Source organism: Phaeobacter italicus (assembly GCF_019801785.1).
Lineage (GTDB): Bacteria > Pseudomonadota > Alphaproteobacteria > Rhodobacterales > Rhodobacteraceae > Phaeobacter > Phaeobacter italicus.
On the sequence record NZ_JAHVIJ010000004.1, the window covers coordinates 142,019 to 158,431 of the forward strand.

Sequence of the window (16,413 nt, forward strand, 5' to 3'; positions counted from 1 at the left end):
CGTCAGCCGGCCGCTGCCAGCAGTTGCTGCGTATAGGGGTCGCTGGCGTTGGAGAACAGATGTTCTGCCGTACCGGCTTCGACCACATCCCCCTGTTTCATCACGATCATCTTGTGCGACATCGCCCGCACCACGTTCAGATCGTGCGAAATGAACAGATATGCCAGCCCATAGCGGGCCTGCAGGTCTCGCAAAAGGTCAACGATCTGCACCTGAACCGTCATGTCGAGGGCCGACGTCGGCTCGTCCAGCACAACCAGTTTGGGGCGCAGAACCATCGCACGCGCAATGGCGATCCGTTGACGCTGGCCGCCTGAAAACTCGTGCGGGTAACGGTCCATGAACGCCGGATCCAGCCCCACCTCGCTCATGACCTCCGCCACCAGTTCGCGGGGATCGCGGTCCTGGTCGACATTATGGATCGCCAGCCCCTCGGCAATGATCTGAGCACAGGTCATCCGCGGGCTGAGCGCCCCAAAGGGATCCTGAAACACGATCTGCATGTCCGCGCGCAGGCGGCGCAAATCACGGGTGGACCACTGCCGCAGATCCTGGCCCTGAAACTCGACACGCCCCTCAGAGGCAATCAATCGCATGATCGCCAGCGCCAGAGTGGTCTTGCCACTGCCGCTTTCGCCGACAATGCCCAATGTCTCGCCTGCGCGCACAGAGATAGAGGTCGGGTTGACCGCTTTGACATGGCCGACAGTGCGTTTCAGCAGGCCCCGTTGGATCGGGAACCAGACCTTTAGATCTTCGGTCCGGATCAGCTCCTCGGCACCGTCAGGCACGGGGGCGGGCTGGCCCGTTGGCTCTGCATCCAGAAGTTTCTGCGTATAGGGATGCTGTGGATTGGCAAACAGCTCCGCTGTTGGCCCCTCCTCGACAATCTCGCCCCCCTTCATCACACAGACCCGATCTGCGATCCGGCGCACGATGCTGAGGTCATGGGTGATGAACAACAGCCCCATGCCTTCGCTTTTCTTGAGATCTGCCAGCAATTCGAGGATTTGCTGCTGGATCGTCACATCCAAAGCTGTCGTTGGCTCATCCGCGATCAGGATATCGGGCTTGTTGGCCAGCGCCATTGCGATCATCACCCGCTGACGTTGCCCCCCCGAAAGCTGATGGGGATACGCCCCCAGCCGGTTTTCCGCATCGCGGATCCCTACCCGGTTCAGGAGATCAACGATCCGAACACGCGCCGCTTTGCCGTCGAGGCCCTGATGCAACGCCAGAGATTCCGCCAGCTGTTTTTCGATGGTGTGCAGCGGGTTGAGAGAGGTCATCGGCTCTTGAAAGATAAAGCTGATATCGTTGCCCCGCACCTGCCGCAGGTGACGTTCGGAGGCGCCGACCATTTCCTGCCCATCATACGTTACAGAGCCGCTGACCGACGCGCTGTCACCCAAAAGGGAAACCGTCGACAGGGCAGTGACCGACTTGCCCGAACCGCTTTCGCCGACAAGAGCCACGGTTTCACCGCGTCCAACAGAGAAGGACACACCGCGCACCGCCTCTGTCACCTTGCCGTCCTGACGGAAGGAAACCCGCAGATTGCGGACATTCAGGAGCTGAGAGGTGTCAGTGTTCATGAGAATGTCTTTCTCGGATCAAAGGCATCGCGCACACCTTCAAAGATGAAGACCAGCAGGGACAGCATGATGGCAAAGGTGAAAAACGCGGTGAAGGCGAGCCAGGGTGCCTCCAGGTTTTGTTTTGCCTGCAACGTCAGCTCTCCCAGAGAGGGCGCTGATGACGGCAGGCCAAAGCCGAGGAAGTCCAGCCCAGCCAAGGTGCCGATCGTTCCTGTGACGATGAACGGCAGAAAGGTCAGCGTCGCCACCATCGCATTGGGCAGCATATGGCGGAACATGATGGTCATGTTCCCAACCCCAAGCGCCTTGGCCGCGCGGACATATTCCAGATTGCGCGCCCGCAGGAACTCAGCCCGCACGACGCTCACCAAGGCGGTCCAGCTGAACAGGATCATAAGGATCACAAGCAGCCAGAAACTGCGCCCCAGTATCGCAAACATGATAATGATGACGTAAAGCTGCGGGATAGAGCCCCAGATTTCGATCACCCGCTGGAATACCAGATCCAGCCAGCCTCCGAAAAAGCCCTGAACCGCACCCGCAGCAATGCCAACCAGCGTTGCAGCACCTGTCACCATCAACGTGAACAGGATGGACAGGCGGAAACCGTGGATCACCCGTGCCAAGACATCCCGCTTGGTGTCATCCGTGCCCAACAGGTTCTGTCCGTTCGGTGGCAAAGGGGCCGCACCTGGCCGGTCGACGGTGGTGTTGTAGCTGTAGGGAATGACCGGCCATATCGCCCAGCCCTCGTCAAACCCGTCACCCGCGTATGTACCAGCCTCTATCTCTTCCAGGATGCCTTCAGGATCATCAAAACAGTCCTCCACCCCGCCAGAGGCGATGAGGCACTGAACCTCCGGGTCGCGGTAGGCGGCCTCGGTCTGGAAGTCTCCACCAAAGGTGGTTTCCGGGTAAAAGTTGAAAACCGGGGTGAAATACTCCCCGCGATAGTTCACAAGGATCGGCTTGTCGTTGGCGATGAACTCGGCAAACAGCGAGATCCCGAACAGCACGGAGAAGATCCACAACGACCAAAAGGCCCGTTTGTTGCGGCGGAAGTTATTCCAACGGCGCTGGTTGAGCGGAGACAAAGCCATCTGTCAGCCCTCTCTCTTTTCAAAATCGATCCGCGGATCGACGATCACATACATGATGTCGGAAATGATACCGACAACGAGGCTCATCAAACCAAAGATGAACAGCGTGCCAAAGATCACAGGATAATCCCGCGCCACTGCCGCTTCAAATCCAAGGCGCCCCAGACCGTCGAGCGAAAAGATCGTCTCGATGATCAAGCTGCCCGAAAAGAACACGCCGATAAAGACAGCCGGGAATCCTGCAATCACAATCAGCATGGCGTTGCGAAAAACATGGCCGTAAAGGACCCGCCGCTCGCTCAGCCCCTTGGCGCGGGCCGTCATGACATATTGCTTTTTGATCTCGTCCAGGAACGAGTTCTTCGTGAGAAGCGTCAACGTGGCAAAGGCCGAGATGGTCGAGGCCACAACGGGCAGTGTGATATGCCAGAAATAGTCTGCAATCTTGCCAAACAGGCTGAGGTTTTCCCAGTTATCAGAGGTCAGCCCCCGCAACGGGAAGATCTGCCAATACGAACCACCCGCAAACAGAACCAGCAGCAAGATGGCGAACAAAAATCCCGGAATAGCGTAGGCCGCAATGATGATGCCACTGGTCCAGGTGTCAAAGCGCGACCCATCGCGCAACGCCTTGCGGATGCCCAGCGGGATCGACACGAGATAGGCAATCAGCGTTGACCAAAGACCCAGAGAAATCGACACCGGCATCTTTTCCAGGACCAGATCAAGCACGTCGATCTTGCGGAAATAGCTCTCGCCAAAATCAAACTGCGCGTAGTTGCCAAGCATGATCAGAAAGCGTTCGACCGGAGGCTTATCCAGACCGAATTGCTCTTCCAGCTCAGCGATCAGTTCAGGTGGCAGACCTTGCCGACCCGCATAATTGTCGTTTGCCGCAATCGCCTCTCCTCCGGCGTCGCCTCCGCCGCCGGCAAAGCCTTCGAACACATCACCGCCGCCTTCCAGCTGGGCGATCATCTGTTCCACAGGCCCACCGGGCACGAACTGCACCAAAGCAAAATTGATCACCAGGATCCCGAACAGTGTCGGGATCACCAGCAAGAGACGTCGAAGGATATAAGCTGCCATGTCAGGCGCTTACCGCAATGCACCAGAGGATTTCAATGCCGCTTCCTTATCGGCATTGACCCACCAGATATCCCGAAGGCCCAGATCAAAGGGGGGCAGGTTTTCCGGATGCTCGTAGAAATCCCAATACGCTACCCAGCTCACGTCCAGATACCATGTCGGCACCATGAAACGCTTGGCCCGCAGCACGCGATCCAGCGCCCGAACATTGCTTTGCAGGGTCTCCTGATCAGTTGCTTCGACGATTGCCGCAATCAGTTTATCCACCGCGGGATCCGCAAGCCCCGCAGGATTGAAAACGGAATATTCATGCGCCTCTGACCCGAACTGCTGATAGAGCCCGGTCGAAGGTTCCAGATACTTCGGGTAAGCGAAGGTGATCATGTCAAAGTCTTTTTCACGCCGGCGGCTGGTGTACTGAGCATAGTCCACCCGGCTCGCAATGGCTTCGACCCCCATCTGGCGCAAGTTTGCCACATAGGGCTGAACGATCCGTTCGATGGTCGGGGAATCCAACAAGAACTCGACCTTCAGCAGCTCACCATCTGCGTTTCTGCGCAAACCATCGTCACCAACGCTCCAGCCCGCGTCATCCAGCAACTTCATTGCACGGCGCAAATTGCGGCGATCACCGGGGCGGTCAGCCTTTGAACTATGCGCCATCACCGGTTCGCTGCTAAGGAGCGCCGGATCAATCATGTCCCCAAGCCCGGTCAGCACCTCCAGCTCGGCCCCTTGCGGCACACCCTTGGCTTCCAGCGCGCTATCCTGCCAGAAGGAGTGGCGTTGACGGAACAGGCCGTACTGCAGGCTCTCGTTCGTCCAATCGAAATTATAGGCCAGCTGCATCGCTTCGCGCACGCGCGGATCCTGGAACTTCGGGCGCAACAGGTTCATCACAAAACCACTGGCTGCAGGGACATTACCGTCGGCAAATTCGCCCCTAACCACATGCCCATCGGCCACCGCATCGAATTCATACGCAGTTGCCCAGCTCTTGGAACTGTTCTCGGGGCGCATCGTGTAGACGCCTGCCTTGAACCCTTCCATCGCAGCGACCGCATCGCCGAAATACTCGATCCTGATCCGATCGTAGTTGTGGCGCCCTACGTTCACATTCACGTCTTTGCCCCAATAGTCCGGGTTGCGCTTGTATGTGATGCGCTGGTTCACATCGAGAGATTCCAGAACATAGGGACCAGATCCGATGCCCGGATCAAGCCGCGGCTCATCCAGACGCCGGTTTTCCGGGTCCGCCTCAAACCACGCTTTGGAAAAGACTGACGTGCCGCCAACCTGAGTGATCATGGCGCGACGGGGAAAATCAGGAGAGAAGTAGAATTTCACCCGATGCGGCCCCAGAACCTCGGCCTTGGGGATGCGTTTCTTGACCGCCTCGGCGTAAGATTTCAGGCCCTGTTCCAGCAGCAGATTGTGTGAAAACACCACATCTTCAGCCGTCAGTGGGCTCCCATCAGAGAACCGCGCTTCGGGACGGAGGTTGAAAATCACCCAATCCTGCGTTTCCGGGTACTCCAGGCTTTCTGCCAACAAGCCATAATAGCTGCCCGGCTCGTCATAGGATTCGACCAAGAGAGATTCGAAATGGTCCGCCGACATCGCGCCGCCGCGCCCCTTGCGGGTGTAGGGGTTCATGCTGTCGAACGTCCCGACCGCGGACAGAGACAATTCACCCCCCTTGGGCGCGTCCGGATTTACATAATCGAAATGCGCAAAACCTGCCGGATACTTCAGCTCGCCGAATTCAGCGAAGCCGTGGCTCTTGATGATCTCCCCCTCTGCCCGGGCAACCGTGGCCAGCAGACACATCACAATCAACGCCAGAAAGCTGGCTGCGATGCTGCGGAAAAACGGTTGCGGATCAATAACTCTGGCCGAAACGGCACGGCGAGCGGTGAGGGGCGTTTTCATCTGCAAGAACCTCCTTGGCACGGCGTTCACTGTCAGGAACACTTGGTGCAAAGCTAAGCGGCTGCACCGGGAACATTCAAGTTCAGATTGGCTGAATTTCCCGTGTGTCAAGGCGTGAACCCGCCGATCCGCTGCTCTGCACCCTGTCAGAGCACCGCAGACAAAAAAAGACCGCGCTCAAAGCGCGGCCTTTTGAAATTGTCGGAGCCTGTCGGATCAGTTGTCGAGGCTGTCCAGATAGGCGATCAGGTTCACACGATCGCTTTGTTTCTTCAGGCCGCTAAAGCTCATGGTGGTGCCAGGCACGTACGAAGACGGCTTGGTCAGGAAGGCGTCCAGTTCCTCTGCGGTCCAAGTGCCGGACATGCCGGACAGGGCGCCAGAGTAGCCAAAGCCATCTGCGGCGGCAAATTCACGACCCACAACACCATAAAGGTAAGGGCCGGTCGCATTCGCGCCTGCTTCAAGTTTGTGGCAAGCAGAGCATTTCTTGAAGACCTTGGCACCTTTGCCAACGTCTGCAGAGGCCATCAGTTCACCAAAGTCTACAACTTCGGCAACTTCTTCTGCACCTGCCTCTTCCACTTCAATCACATAGGAAGCTTCACCATGTGCTTCGGTGTGATACAGTTCCTCTGCGGCCCATTTGCCCAGAAGGAACACGAGGAACGCGCCGCAAAGACCTGCGGTCGCTTTGGTAAGGGTCATCGTGTCAAACATGATCGCGAGTCCATTTCAGCTGTCTGAGGGGTTGTCTAAGGCTTCCCCTCTCAAGTGGCAAGGTATAGACAGCGCGACGAAACGCCCGTTTTTTGAAGTTTTGCACGGATGCCGCAGTTATGACCCAGAGAATTGCCATTCAGGGGGAGCTTGGCTCCTACAGTCACGAGGCCTGTCGTAACGAACGGCCAGATATGGACGTGCTGCCGTGCCGCAACTTTGAGGACGCAATCAATGCGGTCCGCAGCGGTGAAGCAGAGCTTGCCATGTTGCCTGTCGAAAACTCCACCTACGGGCGGGTCGCCGACATTCACCGGCTTCTTCCCCATAGCGGGCTGCACATCATCGACGAGACATTCGTGAGGGTTCACATCAATGTCCTCGGCGTGCCCGGCGCCAAGCTGGAAGACATCACCGATGCGCATTCCCACCTTGTTCTGCTGCCGCAATGCGCCCGTTTTCTCAATGAAAACAACATCCGCGGCCGTGTCAGCCCAGACAATGCCCGCGCCGCACGCGACGTTGCAGAAGCCAAAGACAAGACCCATGCAGCCCTGGCAAGCGAGCTGGCGGGAGAGATCTATGGGCTGGATGTTCTGGCCCGCCACATCGAAGATCAGGGCGACAACACCACCCGGTTCCTCACTATGTCGCGCACGCCGGACCACAGTCGCCGGGGTGAGCATGGTATGATTACCAGCTTTGTTTTCGAGGTCCGCAACATCCCCGCTGCGCTTTACAAGGCGATGGGCGGATTTGCGACGAACGGCGTCAACATGACGAAACTCGAAAGTTACATGGTCGGCGGCTCATTCACCGCGACGCAGTTCTATGCAGACATCGATGGCCACCCGGATGACCCAAATGTGCGCCTCGCCATGGACGAGCTGGCCTATTTCACAACAAATATCGAGATTCTCGGCGTTTACCCCGCAAATCGCGACCGCCTCTGATTCTCTGTCACTGCCGACCAACAAAAAGCCGCGCCAGTATTCGCTGACGCGGCTTTCTTTTATCTTGGCACGTCAACGTACCGCAGAACACTTCAGACGGTGCCGCTCAACCTCGCCTCGGTCTGACGGGCAAATTCGCTCACACGGCGTTCAAATCCCCGCACAAGCCGGGTCTTGGCCAGTTTCAGCGACTGAACCATCAACCGGCCCGACAGCGTCTTGGGCGACAGCGCCAGTTTCACCACCATCCGGGTTCGTTGTGGCGAAAGAGCGAGAAGTTCCACCTCCAGATTGCCATCAACCCCACTGCCCGTTCCTGTCACAGCCATCATGGTAACCGGCTCGTAGGTGGTCAGCGCGACGTTCAGCTTGCGGTCCTTGCCACGGAACTGAAATGCCACGTCCCACGCCAATCCGTTCTCGGGATGCGCAGCATCGCCCATGCGCTGAACCTCGGCACCGCGACGCAGGGCCTGGCGCTCCATATTCTCAAAGTCACACAGCGCGTGAAACACCTCCGCAATTGGGGCATCAATGTCCTCTTTGCCGGAAAACTCCATACGGTCTCTGCCTTTACGCCATGTCTCGGAAGATAGATCTGAAATCTACTATTCGTCTCAATCCAACGTATCCGCAAGCCAGTTCTGCAATAGAAAATGTGCAATTGCGCCTTTGCGCGGCTGGCGGATCGTAGGGTGGTCTCCCGCGAAAACCGTCATCATGTCTTGCCGACTGACCCACAGGGCGTCTTCGATCTCGTTCGGATCAATCTTGATATCGCGTCCCAGCGCCTCGCCCGCGCAGCCAAACATCAGTGACATTGGAAACGGCCACGGTTGACTGGACAGATAGGAGACGGCGCCGACTTTCACTCCGGTTTCCTCCTCGACCTCTCGCCGGACCGCAGCTTCCAGCGTCTCGCCCGGTTCCACAAAGCCCGCAAGAAGCGAATACATTCCCTCCGGCCAACCGGGTGAACGCCCTACCAGAACCGATTCGCCATGTGTGATCAGCATGATCACAACCGGATCGGTGCGTGGGAAATGCGCGCCTCCACAGCTCGGGCAAATCCGCTGCCAGCCGGCCTGGGCCATATTGCTCTTCTCGCCACATCGCGCGCAGAAACGATGTGTCTCATGCCAGCCAAAGATCGCTCTTGCTGTGGCGGCAAACTCGGCTTCGGCACGGTTCAGATGGGCCATGATGCGGCGCAGCTCTGCAAATCCGCTGTCCTGCGGCAGCTCAGGATGCCGTTGCTCACTGAGATCAACGAACCCACCGACACTATCGGTGTCCTGCGCCTCTGGCTCCCATGTGCTGATATCTATCGCAAACCGCGCGACACCTTCGGCACACCGCCCAAGAAAGACCGCCTCTGTCTCTTGGCCCTTCACAACGGGATGCGTGGCAGGCAACCACGCCAGCGCGCCCGGCACATCGCCGGCCGCGGCCAGCTGGCACAAAGGCTTGCCGCGCCACATCACCAACACCTGCCCGGTCTGCCATTGCTCGGCCAAGGCCTGTGGGTCATCGCGCAACTGCGCTGCGCGATCGATGTTGCCACCCCCAAAGGTGACCTGCTCTGCATTCTTCATGGACCCGTCCTTAACCTGTCTCTGCCCCGCGCGGCGCTGTTGCACACGTGCTAGCTGCTTGAAATAACCGCACAAACTCCCCCATTGGTTGCAACGCTGTCTCTTCAGGGTCACAGTCAGGGAGAAAACCGTTTTCCCATATAAATCTTGAAAATCGCAAATCACACTTATCTCAAGGGGGAAGAAGCATTTTGTGTCTAATTCTCCGCAAAAAACAGCTTTCCAGTTCGGAGTTTGGTTGCTTCAAACTGCGCCGGTGAGTTGTTAATAAATTCGCAACCTTCGCCATTGCCTGGAAACACCGTGAGATTTGCAAGAAGCGCAACATGACAGGATCGGAGCAAACCGACGACCACGAAGTTGGATGTCTGCGCATTCTGGCGACGACGGACCTGCATGCCAACCTGTTGAGTTATGACTATTATTCGGATCGACCAGATCCGACCGTCGGTCTGTCGCGGGTTGCAAGCCTGATTGATCAGGCTCGTGCAGAGGCAGAAAAGACGCGTGCCAGCACTGTGCTGGTCGACAACGGCGATAGTCTGTTTGGCACGCCACTGGCCGAACTGCCCACCCGTATCGGCGATCCCACTCAGGCCGCTGTTCCGCTTGCCTTTGACCTGCTGGGATATGATGCCATCGGATTGGGCAATCATGATTTCGATTTTGGCATCGACGTGCTGAGCCAGACAGTGGCCCAGATGGACTGCAGCGTGATTTGCTCCAATGTCCGCGCACTCGACCCCGAGTTGTCTTTGCCGTTTTCCACGACCACGATCATTCACCGCGATTTGCATCTTGGAACCGGCACCTGTCCCATCAGGCTGGGCCTGCTGTCGGTGCTGCCGCCACATACGATGAAATGGGGCGCCTACCAGCTGCGCGACAAGGTCGAAATCGACCAGATGGTCACCAGCGCCCAGCGGACGGCTGCATCCTTGCGCGACGCAGGCTGCGATCTGGTGATTGCATTGGCCCACACCGGCCTTGACCCGCATGACGGCGAAGATGACGCCGAAAACGCGCTAAAGCCGCTCAGCACGTTGACGGAACTGGACGCAATCGTCGCGGGTCACACCCATCTGACCTTGCCGGACGGGCGCCACACATTTGCCAAACCGGTTGTGATGCCCGGCGCCCATGGTTCACACCTTGGTATCATCGACCTTTTCCTGACGCACAGCGCGCAGGATGGATGGCAGATCACGGATCATTCCGTGGATCTGAAGCCAATCATCAAACGCGGACCAGACGGCACGGTCCAACCCCAGTCGCCAGAGCAGCAGACCCTGACCGAGGCGCTGGCCCCGCAGCATGAACGCACCCGTAGGCGCATGGCGCAACCCGTCGGGGGGACCGCGCAGTCGCTGCACTCGTTCTTTTCCTTCGTGACAGAGGACCGCGCCCTTTCGCTTGCCGCCTGGGCCCAGGCCGCTGCGGTGCGTCCATTGCTGCAAAACACCGTTGCTGCGAATCTCCCCCTTTTGTCGGCCTGTGCACCGGGCAAGTTTGGCGCCCGTTCCGGGCCAAGCAACTACACCGACGTCCCCGAAGGACCGATGTACATGCGCCATGTGGTCGACATTCAGCCCTTCCCCAACGAGCTGCGCGCAGTGGTCGTCGACGGGGCGCAGCTGCGGGATTGGCTCGAGATGTCGGCGGGGCTTTTCAACATAATCCGCCCCGGTAAAGGCGACCAACCCCTCATTGATGAGGACCGCGCAGGCCATAACTTTGATGTGATTTTCGGCCTCGAATACGACATCGATGTCTCGGCACCACCGCGTTTCAGCAGCAACGGGACCCTCTGCGATCCGCAGTCCAGCCGTATCCGCAACCTGTGCTGGCAGGGTGCACCGGTGCGCGACAGCCAGCATTTTGCCATTGCGGTGAACAGTTTCCGGATCGGCGGTGGTGGCAATTTCGCCGTACCGCAAACCGCAACACGCCTGCCGCTGCCCTCTGTCAGGGTGCGCGATGCTATCTGTGACTACGTTGCAGGTCGACTTCCCCGCGACCCGCTGGAGGATGCGCCATACCCGTGGCGCCTGAGGCAGATGCCCCAAACCCAGGTGGATATCTTCACTGGTCCCGATGCCAGGGCCCACCTGCATGAACTGGACCCCGCAACCCACCGTGTCGCCGGTTTGACCCCCGATGGGTTTTTGAAAGTGGTTGTCTCTCTCTGAGTTTTGCATCGGCCATTAGTTTGCTTGCAGACAGGCTTGCCATTCCTGGTCACCCCCCCTATATCGGGCCTTGAGAGGTTGGCGCGGGCGAGCGCCTCGCCAACCTGGTCAGGTCCGGAAGGAAGCAGCCACAACGAGCCCCGCTTGGGTCGATGTCCAACCTCTCACCTTATCCCCCAATCAACCGGTCTCTGCCCCTTTGGGGACGCATGTGGGATCGCATGACCCTAAATCCGGGCCGATGAGGTTGATTGCGCACAACATCTGCCGCCGTCCAGAGTCTTTTCCACAATTTATGGATCCAATGCTTGACGACTCGTCGCGCATCCCGCTAGCCATTGGGTGATGGTTCCCGCGCTGCATTGTGGCCGGGATGAAAAGGGAACACGGTGCGATCGGCTCATTTCAAGCAGATCAATGCCGCGACTGCCCCCGCAACTGTAAGCGGCGAGCGACCCCGGACAAAGCCACTGATGCAGGCACCAAGCCAAGGCATCGGGAAGGCCCGGATCAGCTGCGACCCGCAAGTCAGGAGACCTGCCATCTCGTAAGAAACCACAACCGGGCGGGGTGTCCTGGCAGGGTCTGCATGTCCTTCTCAGGCTTGCCAGCTCTGTCCGAATGCGCCGCCAACGCGCGGAGGGCGCAATGAACTGGACCGACACAACACACAGCTACTCTGTCAGCAGCTGCCGTCATTTGGGGCGCCCCTGCCCCGCTGTTGAACGCATGATTGCGCGCCTTGGAATGGCGCTGGATCAGGCCCGACCATCGACAACGGATGATTTTGAAATCACCGGCACCTGCCTGCTTGAACGCTGCGACGCGCGCTGTGCCAGCCGCTGTTCTGCACGATTTGTCGCCAGCCACACCCGCATCCGTATTTTCACGGGCGTTGGCGAAGACGCCTCGCTCAGCGGTCTGGATCAATTCGCCGATGCCATCTTTGATCCGGCGGCATCGCCCTTTGTGCCGAAACGCAATCAAACCTATCCCAGCGGCCTTGCCCAGGCACTGCCGCGCCGCTCACTGCCGTCACCGCCAAAGGCGCAGGCTGCTTTGGCATCGGCCTGAGCGCCGACAGGACTTTTGCACTGCAGACCAGTCAGCCGTCACTGCCCGCGCTGGGGATCCGGCGCGGGCCATAGGCCCAGGCCATCTGGGCGTCGGTCTCAATGGCACAAGGGCGCACCTGCCTCAGCCGGGCCAGGGCAAGCTCTGGCTTTTCGCCGCATTCCGTCATCAGGCGCAAAACCACCATTCCCGACCGGCCACATCCCCCCCGGCAGTGCACCAACACCCGCCCACCGCCGACAAGCGCCTTGCGCGCCAGATGGCTGACCTCGGGCCACCGTGCCAAAATATCCGGCGGTGGAGGGCTGAAATCAGGCACCGGCAAATGGATCCAGCGACAGCCCATGCCTTGCAAATCCGCACCAAGCGTTCTTGCGCCAAGCGTTTCGTGCTCTTCTGTGGTGGTCATGGAGATCACCAGCCCCGGTTGCCACTCACGAATATGGGCCATATCCGCCTCATAGTCCCCACCAACGCCGGGCAAGGGACAAAGGGCCAGGATACCGTCAGCGACAGAGAGCGCATGCAGGGTCAGACCGTCCCCCGGCCCACCCTTCTGTGTCTCATCGCAGTGTTGCGATCCGTCCTCCACGTCACGCCCCCCATCCCACGTTTCCGCGCATTTCCATATGACAGCCCGGCATAGAACCAGGCGTCAGATCCACGACAGCAGCCAGTCTATCCCCAGCCCGGCGCCGGACCTAATGGAATCTCTCGACCGTTTCACGGACCGCAACAGCGGTGGACGAAATGCGCCCGCTTGCCTAGGTTACAGTCTCAACCAAGGCGACAGCGAATCTGGTACGGGGCATCATGAACGAGACAGCAGGCGACACCGGTCAGGCCACCGGCCAATATCAGGTTCTGGCCCGGAAATACCGCCCCGAGACCTTTGCCGATCTGGTCGGTCAGGACGCGATGGTGCGCACGCTGAAGAACGCCTTTGCTGCCGACCGCATCGCCCAGGCTTTCATCATGACCGGTATCCGCGGCACCGGTAAAACCACGACCGCCCGGATCATCGCCAAAGGCATGAACTGCATCGGAGAAGACGGCCAGGGTGGCCCCACCACCGATCCCTGCGGCAAATGCGAACACTGCACCGCGATCATGGAAGGTCGGCATGTCGATGTGATGGAGATGGACGCCGCCTCTCGCACAGGTGTGGGTGACATCCGCGAGATCATCGATTCGGTTCAGTACCGCGCCGCCTCCGCCCGCTATAAGATTTACATCATCGACGAGGTGCACATGCTGTCGACCTCCGCCTTCAACGCCCTGTTGAAGACGCTGGAGGAACCGCCTGCACATGTGAAATTCATCTTTGCCACCACCGAAATTCGCAAGGTGCCGGTGACGGTGCTGTCGCGCTGCCAGCGCTTCGATTTGCGGCGGATCGAGCCAGAGGTGATGATCGACCTTCTTCGCAGGATCGCCACCGCCGAAGGCGCAGACATTGCCGAAGACGCTCTCGCCCTTATCACCCGCGCCGCCGAAGGCTCTGCCCGAGACGCCACTTCGCTGCTGGATCAGGCCATTTCCCACGGCGCTGGAGAGACCACCGCCGATCAGGTCCGTGCCATGCTGGGCCTCGCGGATCGCGGGCGGGTGCTGGACCTGATGGACATGATCCTGCGCGGCGATGCTGCCGCCGCCCTGACGGAACTCAGCGCACAATACGCCGAGGGCGCAGACCCGCTGGCGGTGCTGCGTGACCTGGCCGAAATCACCCATTGGGTGTCGGTCGTAAAGATCACCCCCGACGCAGCCGAAGACCCCACCGTCAGCCCCGACGAACGCGCCCGTGGCAGCCAGATGGCCGAAGCACTGCCGATGCGGGTGCTGACGCGGATGTGGCAGATGCTGCTGAAAGCACTGGAAGAAGTTGCCGCCGCGCCGAACGCAATGATGGCGGCAGAAATGGCTGTGATCCGCCTGACCCATGTCGCCGACCTGCCGACGCCCGAACAACTGATGCGCACGCTGCAAGACACGCCGCCGCCCCCGCATCCCGGTGGCGGGCAGATGAACGCCCCTCACATGAACGCCCCTATGGGGGGCGCTGGCGGCCCGTCCAGCGGTGGCCCCGGCGGCTATGTCCCACAGCAGGGCGCCCCCTCCGGAGGGCCTCAGGGTGGGCCGACGATGTCGGCTGGCAACGGACAGGCCACAGCCCTCGCACCGCAGGCCGACCTTGCGCTGGCGCGCTATCCCAGCTTTGAACATGTGCTGGAACTGATCCGGGTCAAACGGGACGGCCTGCTGCTGGAGTATGTGAAAACCTACCTGCGGCTGGTGTCCTACCAGCCCGGTCGTATCACCATCCAACCGACAGACGACGCGCCCAAGGATCTTGCCGCTCGTCTGGGTCAGCAGCTGCAGAACTGGACCCATGCCCGCTGGGTGATCTCACTCGCCAACGAGGGCGGTGGCGAAACCATCACCGAACGCGAAAACGCGGCAGAGAACGCCTTGCGCGCCGAAGCCAGCAAACACCCGATCGTTCAGGCCGTCTTGGAGAACTTCCCGAAAGCCAAGATCACCAAAATCCGCACCGCCGAGGATCTCGCAGCTGAAGTGCAGGCCGAAGCCCTGCCGGAAGTCGAGGATGAATGGGATCCCTTCGAGGAAGAGTAACGCTCACCCTCGCAGCCTGCGCCTATGCCTCGTCGGCAATCGCAGGCGCATTGCACTGCCTTGAGGGGGACAGTCGCGATCAGAGGGGCTGGGTTTTCCTCCTTGATCTGTCGACCAAGCCTGCGGTTGTCGCCCTCTACCTCCTCATTGCCATCGCGCTCTACAGCCGTCGGCGCGCCGTCTATGCCGCTGCGGGCCTCCTGTGGGGGCTATTGGCCCTTGTCATCACGGTGGACAGCCACGAGCAGCTCTTTGATGACAAGAGAGCCCTGGGCATTATCCAGGACTGCGTGGCCTCCCCCCACTTGTTCATCGGGCTCGCAATTGCGATATGTGCAGGGATGACTTACGGCGCCCTGCGCCCCCGCACTTAGGAGAAATACCATGCTCAAAGGCCTCGGTGGTCTTGGCGATATGGCCAAGATGATGAAATCGGCACAGGAACTGCAAACCAAAATGGCGCAGATGCAGGAAGACCTGCACAACGTCATGGTCACCGGCGAAGCAGGCGCAGGCCTGGTGAAGGCGACCGCCTCGGCCAAGGGCGACCTGAAGGCGCTGGATATTGATCCGTCGATCTTCAATGGTGACGACAAGGAAGTGGTCGAAGACCTGATCCTCGCCGCGATCAAGGATGCACAGGCCAAAGCGGCTGAAAAGGCGCAGGACGAAATGGGCAAGCTGACCGAAAGCATGGGCCTGCCCAAGGACATCAAGCTGCCCTTCTAAGGGCAGCCCGATCCGGCAGACAAAGGCAGCTTCGGCTGCCTTTTTTGTTGTCCGGCGGAAGAAGAGCCATAAAACAAAACCTGAACATTTCACCGCGCCGCCCTTGCACTTTACGGCGGCGGCTGGCCTATATGGCATAGATAAAAAGGGCCACAGAGATGCGCGACACCTCGACCAGCGAAATCGAAAACCTGATCGCATTGATGGCCAAGCTGCCAGGGCTTGGCCCCCGGTCCGCGCGACGGGCTGTCCTGCATCTGATCCGAAAACGCGCGCTGCTGCTTACGCCGCTTGCCGACTCGATCACCGAAGTGGCCGCAACCGCCCGTGAGTGTCTCAACTGTGGCAACATCGGCACCAACGACATCTGCCCGATCTGTGAAGACAACGAACGCGCCAATGGCGAGCTTTGCGTGGTCGAAGACGTCTCTGACCTTTGGGCAATGGAACGTGCAGGCGTCTTCAAGGGCCGCTACCATGTATTGGGCGGGACCCTCTCTGCACTGGATGCAGTCGGACCAGACGATCTGCGCATTCCGCGCCTGCTGGACCGGGTGCCTGCCGAAGCCGTGACCGAGGTTATTCTGGCATTGAACGCCACCATCGATGGGCAGACCACGGCCCATTACATCGCGGATCAACTCTCGGGTCAGGTGCGCCTGACATCGCTGGCGCAGGGTGTCCCCATCGGGGGAGAGCTGGACTATCTCGACGAAGGCACCATCAGCGCCGCCCTGCGCGCCCGCAAGGAAATCTGATCCGCGGCTCGCAAGAACAACAGACTGAAAACAAAGCGA

General features: G+C 59.5%; 15 protein-coding genes, 1 other RNA gene and 1 riboswitch. Of the genes, 8 read left to right on the plus strand and 8 right to left on the minus strand.

Annotation, left to right across the window (positions count from 1 at the left end):
• Window positions 1–2: 2 nt before the first annotated feature.
• The 5 genes from KUV39_RS10855 to KUV39_RS10875 all read right to left on the minus strand — a co-directional run bounded on the left by KUV39_RS10855 (window position 3) and on the right by KUV39_RS10875 (window position 6,439).
• On the minus strand, window positions 3–1,595 hold the full coding sequence (locus tag KUV39_RS10855; protein WP_222459776.1) for an ABC transporter ATP-binding protein: 1,593 nt from the start codon (window positions 1,593–1,595) through the stop codon (window positions 3–5).
• On the minus strand, window positions 1,592–2,698 hold the full coding sequence (locus KUV39_RS10860) for an ABC transporter permease (protein ID WP_008561744.1): 1,107 nt from the start codon (window positions 2,696–2,698) through the stop codon (window positions 1,592–1,594). Before KUV39_RS10860 ends, KUV39_RS10855 begins: the two co-directional genes overlap by 4 nt.
• 3 nt (window positions 2,699–2,701) lie before the next feature.
• Window positions 2,702–3,787: a microcin C ABC transporter permease YejB gene (locus tag KUV39_RS10865; RefSeq protein WP_008560946.1), complete on the minus strand. Its 1,086-nt coding sequence runs from the start codon at window positions 3,785–3,787 to the stop codon at window positions 2,702–2,704.
• A gap of 9 nt (window positions 3,788–3,796) precedes the next feature.
• Window positions 3,797–5,719, minus strand: a complete 1,923-nt coding sequence (locus KUV39_RS10870; protein ID WP_222459777.1) for an extracellular solute-binding protein — start codon at window positions 5,717–5,719, stop codon at window positions 3,797–3,799.
• A gap of 216 nt (window positions 5,720–5,935) precedes the next feature.
• On the minus strand, window positions 5,936–6,439 hold the full coding sequence (locus tag KUV39_RS10875; protein ID WP_008562572.1) for a c-type cytochrome: 504 nt from the start codon (window positions 6,437–6,439) through the stop codon (window positions 5,936–5,938).
• A gap of 119 nt (window positions 6,440–6,558) precedes the next feature.
• On the opposite strand from KUV39_RS10875, the gene KUV39_RS10880 reads away from it, so the two are divergent.
• Window positions 6,559–7,392, plus strand: coding sequence for a prephenate dehydratase (locus KUV39_RS10880; protein ID WP_037302661.1), 834 nt, complete (start codon window positions 6,559–6,561; stop codon window positions 7,390–7,392).
• 92 nt (window positions 7,393–7,484) lie between these two features.
• Here KUV39_RS10880 and KUV39_RS10885 read toward each other — a convergent pair whose 3' ends face one another.
• Together KUV39_RS10885 and nudC are read right to left on the minus strand one after the other, a co-directional pair.
• The gene (locus KUV39_RS10885) at window positions 7,485–7,952 is read right to left on the minus strand and encodes an SRPBCC family protein (protein WP_008562905.1); all 468 of its coding nucleotides are present in this window, start codon (window positions 7,950–7,952) and stop codon (window positions 7,485–7,487) included.
• A gap of 57 nt (window positions 7,953–8,009) precedes the next feature.
• Window positions 8,010–8,987, minus strand: coding sequence for an NAD(+) diphosphatase (gene nudC, locus KUV39_RS10890; protein WP_222459778.1), 978 nt, complete (start codon window positions 8,985–8,987; stop codon window positions 8,010–8,012).
• A 326-nt stretch (window positions 8,988–9,313) separates the two neighbouring features.
• Between nudC and KUV39_RS10895 the strand changes: the two genes are divergently transcribed.
• From KUV39_RS10895 to KUV39_RS10905, 3 genes are all read left to right on the plus strand, one after another.
• On the plus strand, window positions 9,314–11,176 hold the full coding sequence (locus KUV39_RS10895) for a 5'-nucleotidase C-terminal domain-containing protein (RefSeq protein WP_222459779.1): 1,863 nt from the start codon (window positions 9,314–9,316) through the stop codon (window positions 11,174–11,176).
• A gap of 71 nt (window positions 11,177–11,247) precedes the next feature.
• Window positions 11,248–11,346: signal recognition particle sRNA small type (gene ffs, locus KUV39_RS10900), an RNA gene on the plus strand.
• Window positions 11,347–11,505: 159 nt separating this feature from the next.
• Window positions 11,506–11,735, plus strand: a riboswitch (cobalamin riboswitch).
• Window positions 11,736–11,824: 89 nt separating this feature from the next.
• Window positions 11,825–12,250, plus strand: a complete 426-nt coding sequence (locus KUV39_RS10905; RefSeq protein WP_222459780.1) for a hypothetical protein — start codon at window positions 11,825–11,827, stop codon at window positions 12,248–12,250.
• A gap of 31 nt (window positions 12,251–12,281) precedes the next feature.
• Here the strand turns inward: KUV39_RS10905 and KUV39_RS10910 are convergent, their stop codons facing one another.
• Window positions 12,282–12,842, minus strand: a complete 561-nt coding sequence (locus tag KUV39_RS10910) for a protein-tyrosine phosphatase family protein (protein ID WP_222459781.1) — start codon at window positions 12,840–12,842, stop codon at window positions 12,282–12,284.
• Between the two features lie 221 nt (window positions 12,843–13,063).
• Here KUV39_RS10910 and KUV39_RS10915 point away from each other — a divergent pair, with 221 nt between their 5' ends.
• From KUV39_RS10915 to recR, 4 genes are all read left to right on the plus strand, one after another.
• Window positions 13,064–14,887 carry a DNA polymerase III subunit gamma/tau gene (locus KUV39_RS10915; protein ID WP_050686990.1) on the plus strand — a complete coding sequence of 608 codons (1,824 nt, stop codon included), beginning with the start codon at window positions 13,064–13,066 and terminating at the stop codon, window positions 14,885–14,887.
• Window positions 14,863–15,261 carry a hypothetical protein gene (locus KUV39_RS10920; protein WP_222459782.1) on the plus strand — a complete coding sequence of 133 codons (399 nt, stop codon included), beginning with the start codon at window positions 14,863–14,865 and terminating at the stop codon, window positions 15,259–15,261. Before KUV39_RS10915 ends, KUV39_RS10920 begins: the two co-directional genes overlap by 25 nt.
• A gap of 10 nt (window positions 15,262–15,271) precedes the next feature.
• A complete protein-coding gene (locus KUV39_RS10925; protein WP_008560119.1) occupies window positions 15,272–15,616 on the plus strand; it encodes a YbaB/EbfC family nucleoid-associated protein in 345 nt (114 codons plus the stop codon).
• Between the two features lie 158 nt (window positions 15,617–15,774).
• On the plus strand, window positions 15,775–16,374 hold the full coding sequence (recR, locus tag KUV39_RS10930) for a recombination mediator RecR (protein WP_008561330.1): 600 nt from the start codon (window positions 15,775–15,777) through the stop codon (window positions 16,372–16,374).
• Window positions 16,375–16,413 lie beyond the last annotated feature (39 nt).

Bases quoted from the DNA above. Each gene is read 5' to 3' on its own strand.
- KUV39_RS10855 (WP_222459776.1), bottom strand. From the start codon at position 1,595: ATGAACACTGACACCTCTCAGCTCCTGAATGTCCGCAATCTGCGGGTT.
- KUV39_RS10860 (WP_008561744.1), bottom strand. From the start codon at position 2,698: ATGGCTTTGTCTCCGCTCAACCAGCGCCGTTGGAATAACTTCCGCCGC.
- KUV39_RS10865 (WP_008560946.1), bottom strand. From the start codon at position 3,787: ATGGCAGCTTATATCCTTCGACGTCTCTTGCTGGTGATCCCGACACTG.
- KUV39_RS10870 (WP_222459777.1), bottom strand. From the start codon at position 5,719: ATGAAAACGCCCCTCACCGCTCGCCGTGCCGTTTCGGCCAGAGTTATT.
- KUV39_RS10875 (WP_008562572.1), bottom strand. From the start codon at position 6,439: ATGTTTGACACGATGACCCTTACCAAAGCGACCGCAGGTCTTTGCGGC.
- KUV39_RS10880 (WP_037302661.1), top strand. From the start codon at position 6,559: ATGACCCAGAGAATTGCCATTCAGGGGGAGCTTGGCTCCTACAGTCAC.
- KUV39_RS10885 (WP_008562905.1), bottom strand. From the start codon at position 7,952: ATGGAGTTTTCCGGCAAAGAGGACATTGATGCCCCAATTGCGGAGGTG.
- nudC (WP_222459778.1), bottom strand. From the start codon at position 8,987: ATGAAGAATGCAGAGCAGGTCACCTTTGGGGGTGGCAACATCGATCGC.
- KUV39_RS10895 (WP_222459779.1), top strand. From the start codon at position 9,314: ATGACAGGATCGGAGCAAACCGACGACCACGAAGTTGGATGTCTGCGC.
- KUV39_RS10905 (WP_222459780.1), top strand. From the start codon at position 11,825: ATGAACTGGACCGACACAACACACAGCTACTCTGTCAGCAGCTGCCGT.
- KUV39_RS10915 (WP_050686990.1), top strand. From the start codon at position 13,064: ATGAACGAGACAGCAGGCGACACCGGTCAGGCCACCGGCCAATATCAG.
- KUV39_RS10920 (WP_222459782.1), top strand. From the start codon at position 14,863: ATGGGATCCCTTCGAGGAAGAGTAACGCTCACCCTCGCAGCCTGCGCC.
- KUV39_RS10925 (WP_008560119.1), top strand. From the start codon at position 15,272: ATGCTCAAAGGCCTCGGTGGTCTTGGCGATATGGCCAAGATGATGAAA.
- recR (WP_008561330.1), top strand. From the start codon at position 15,775: ATGCGCGACACCTCGACCAGCGAAATCGAAAACCTGATCGCATTGATG.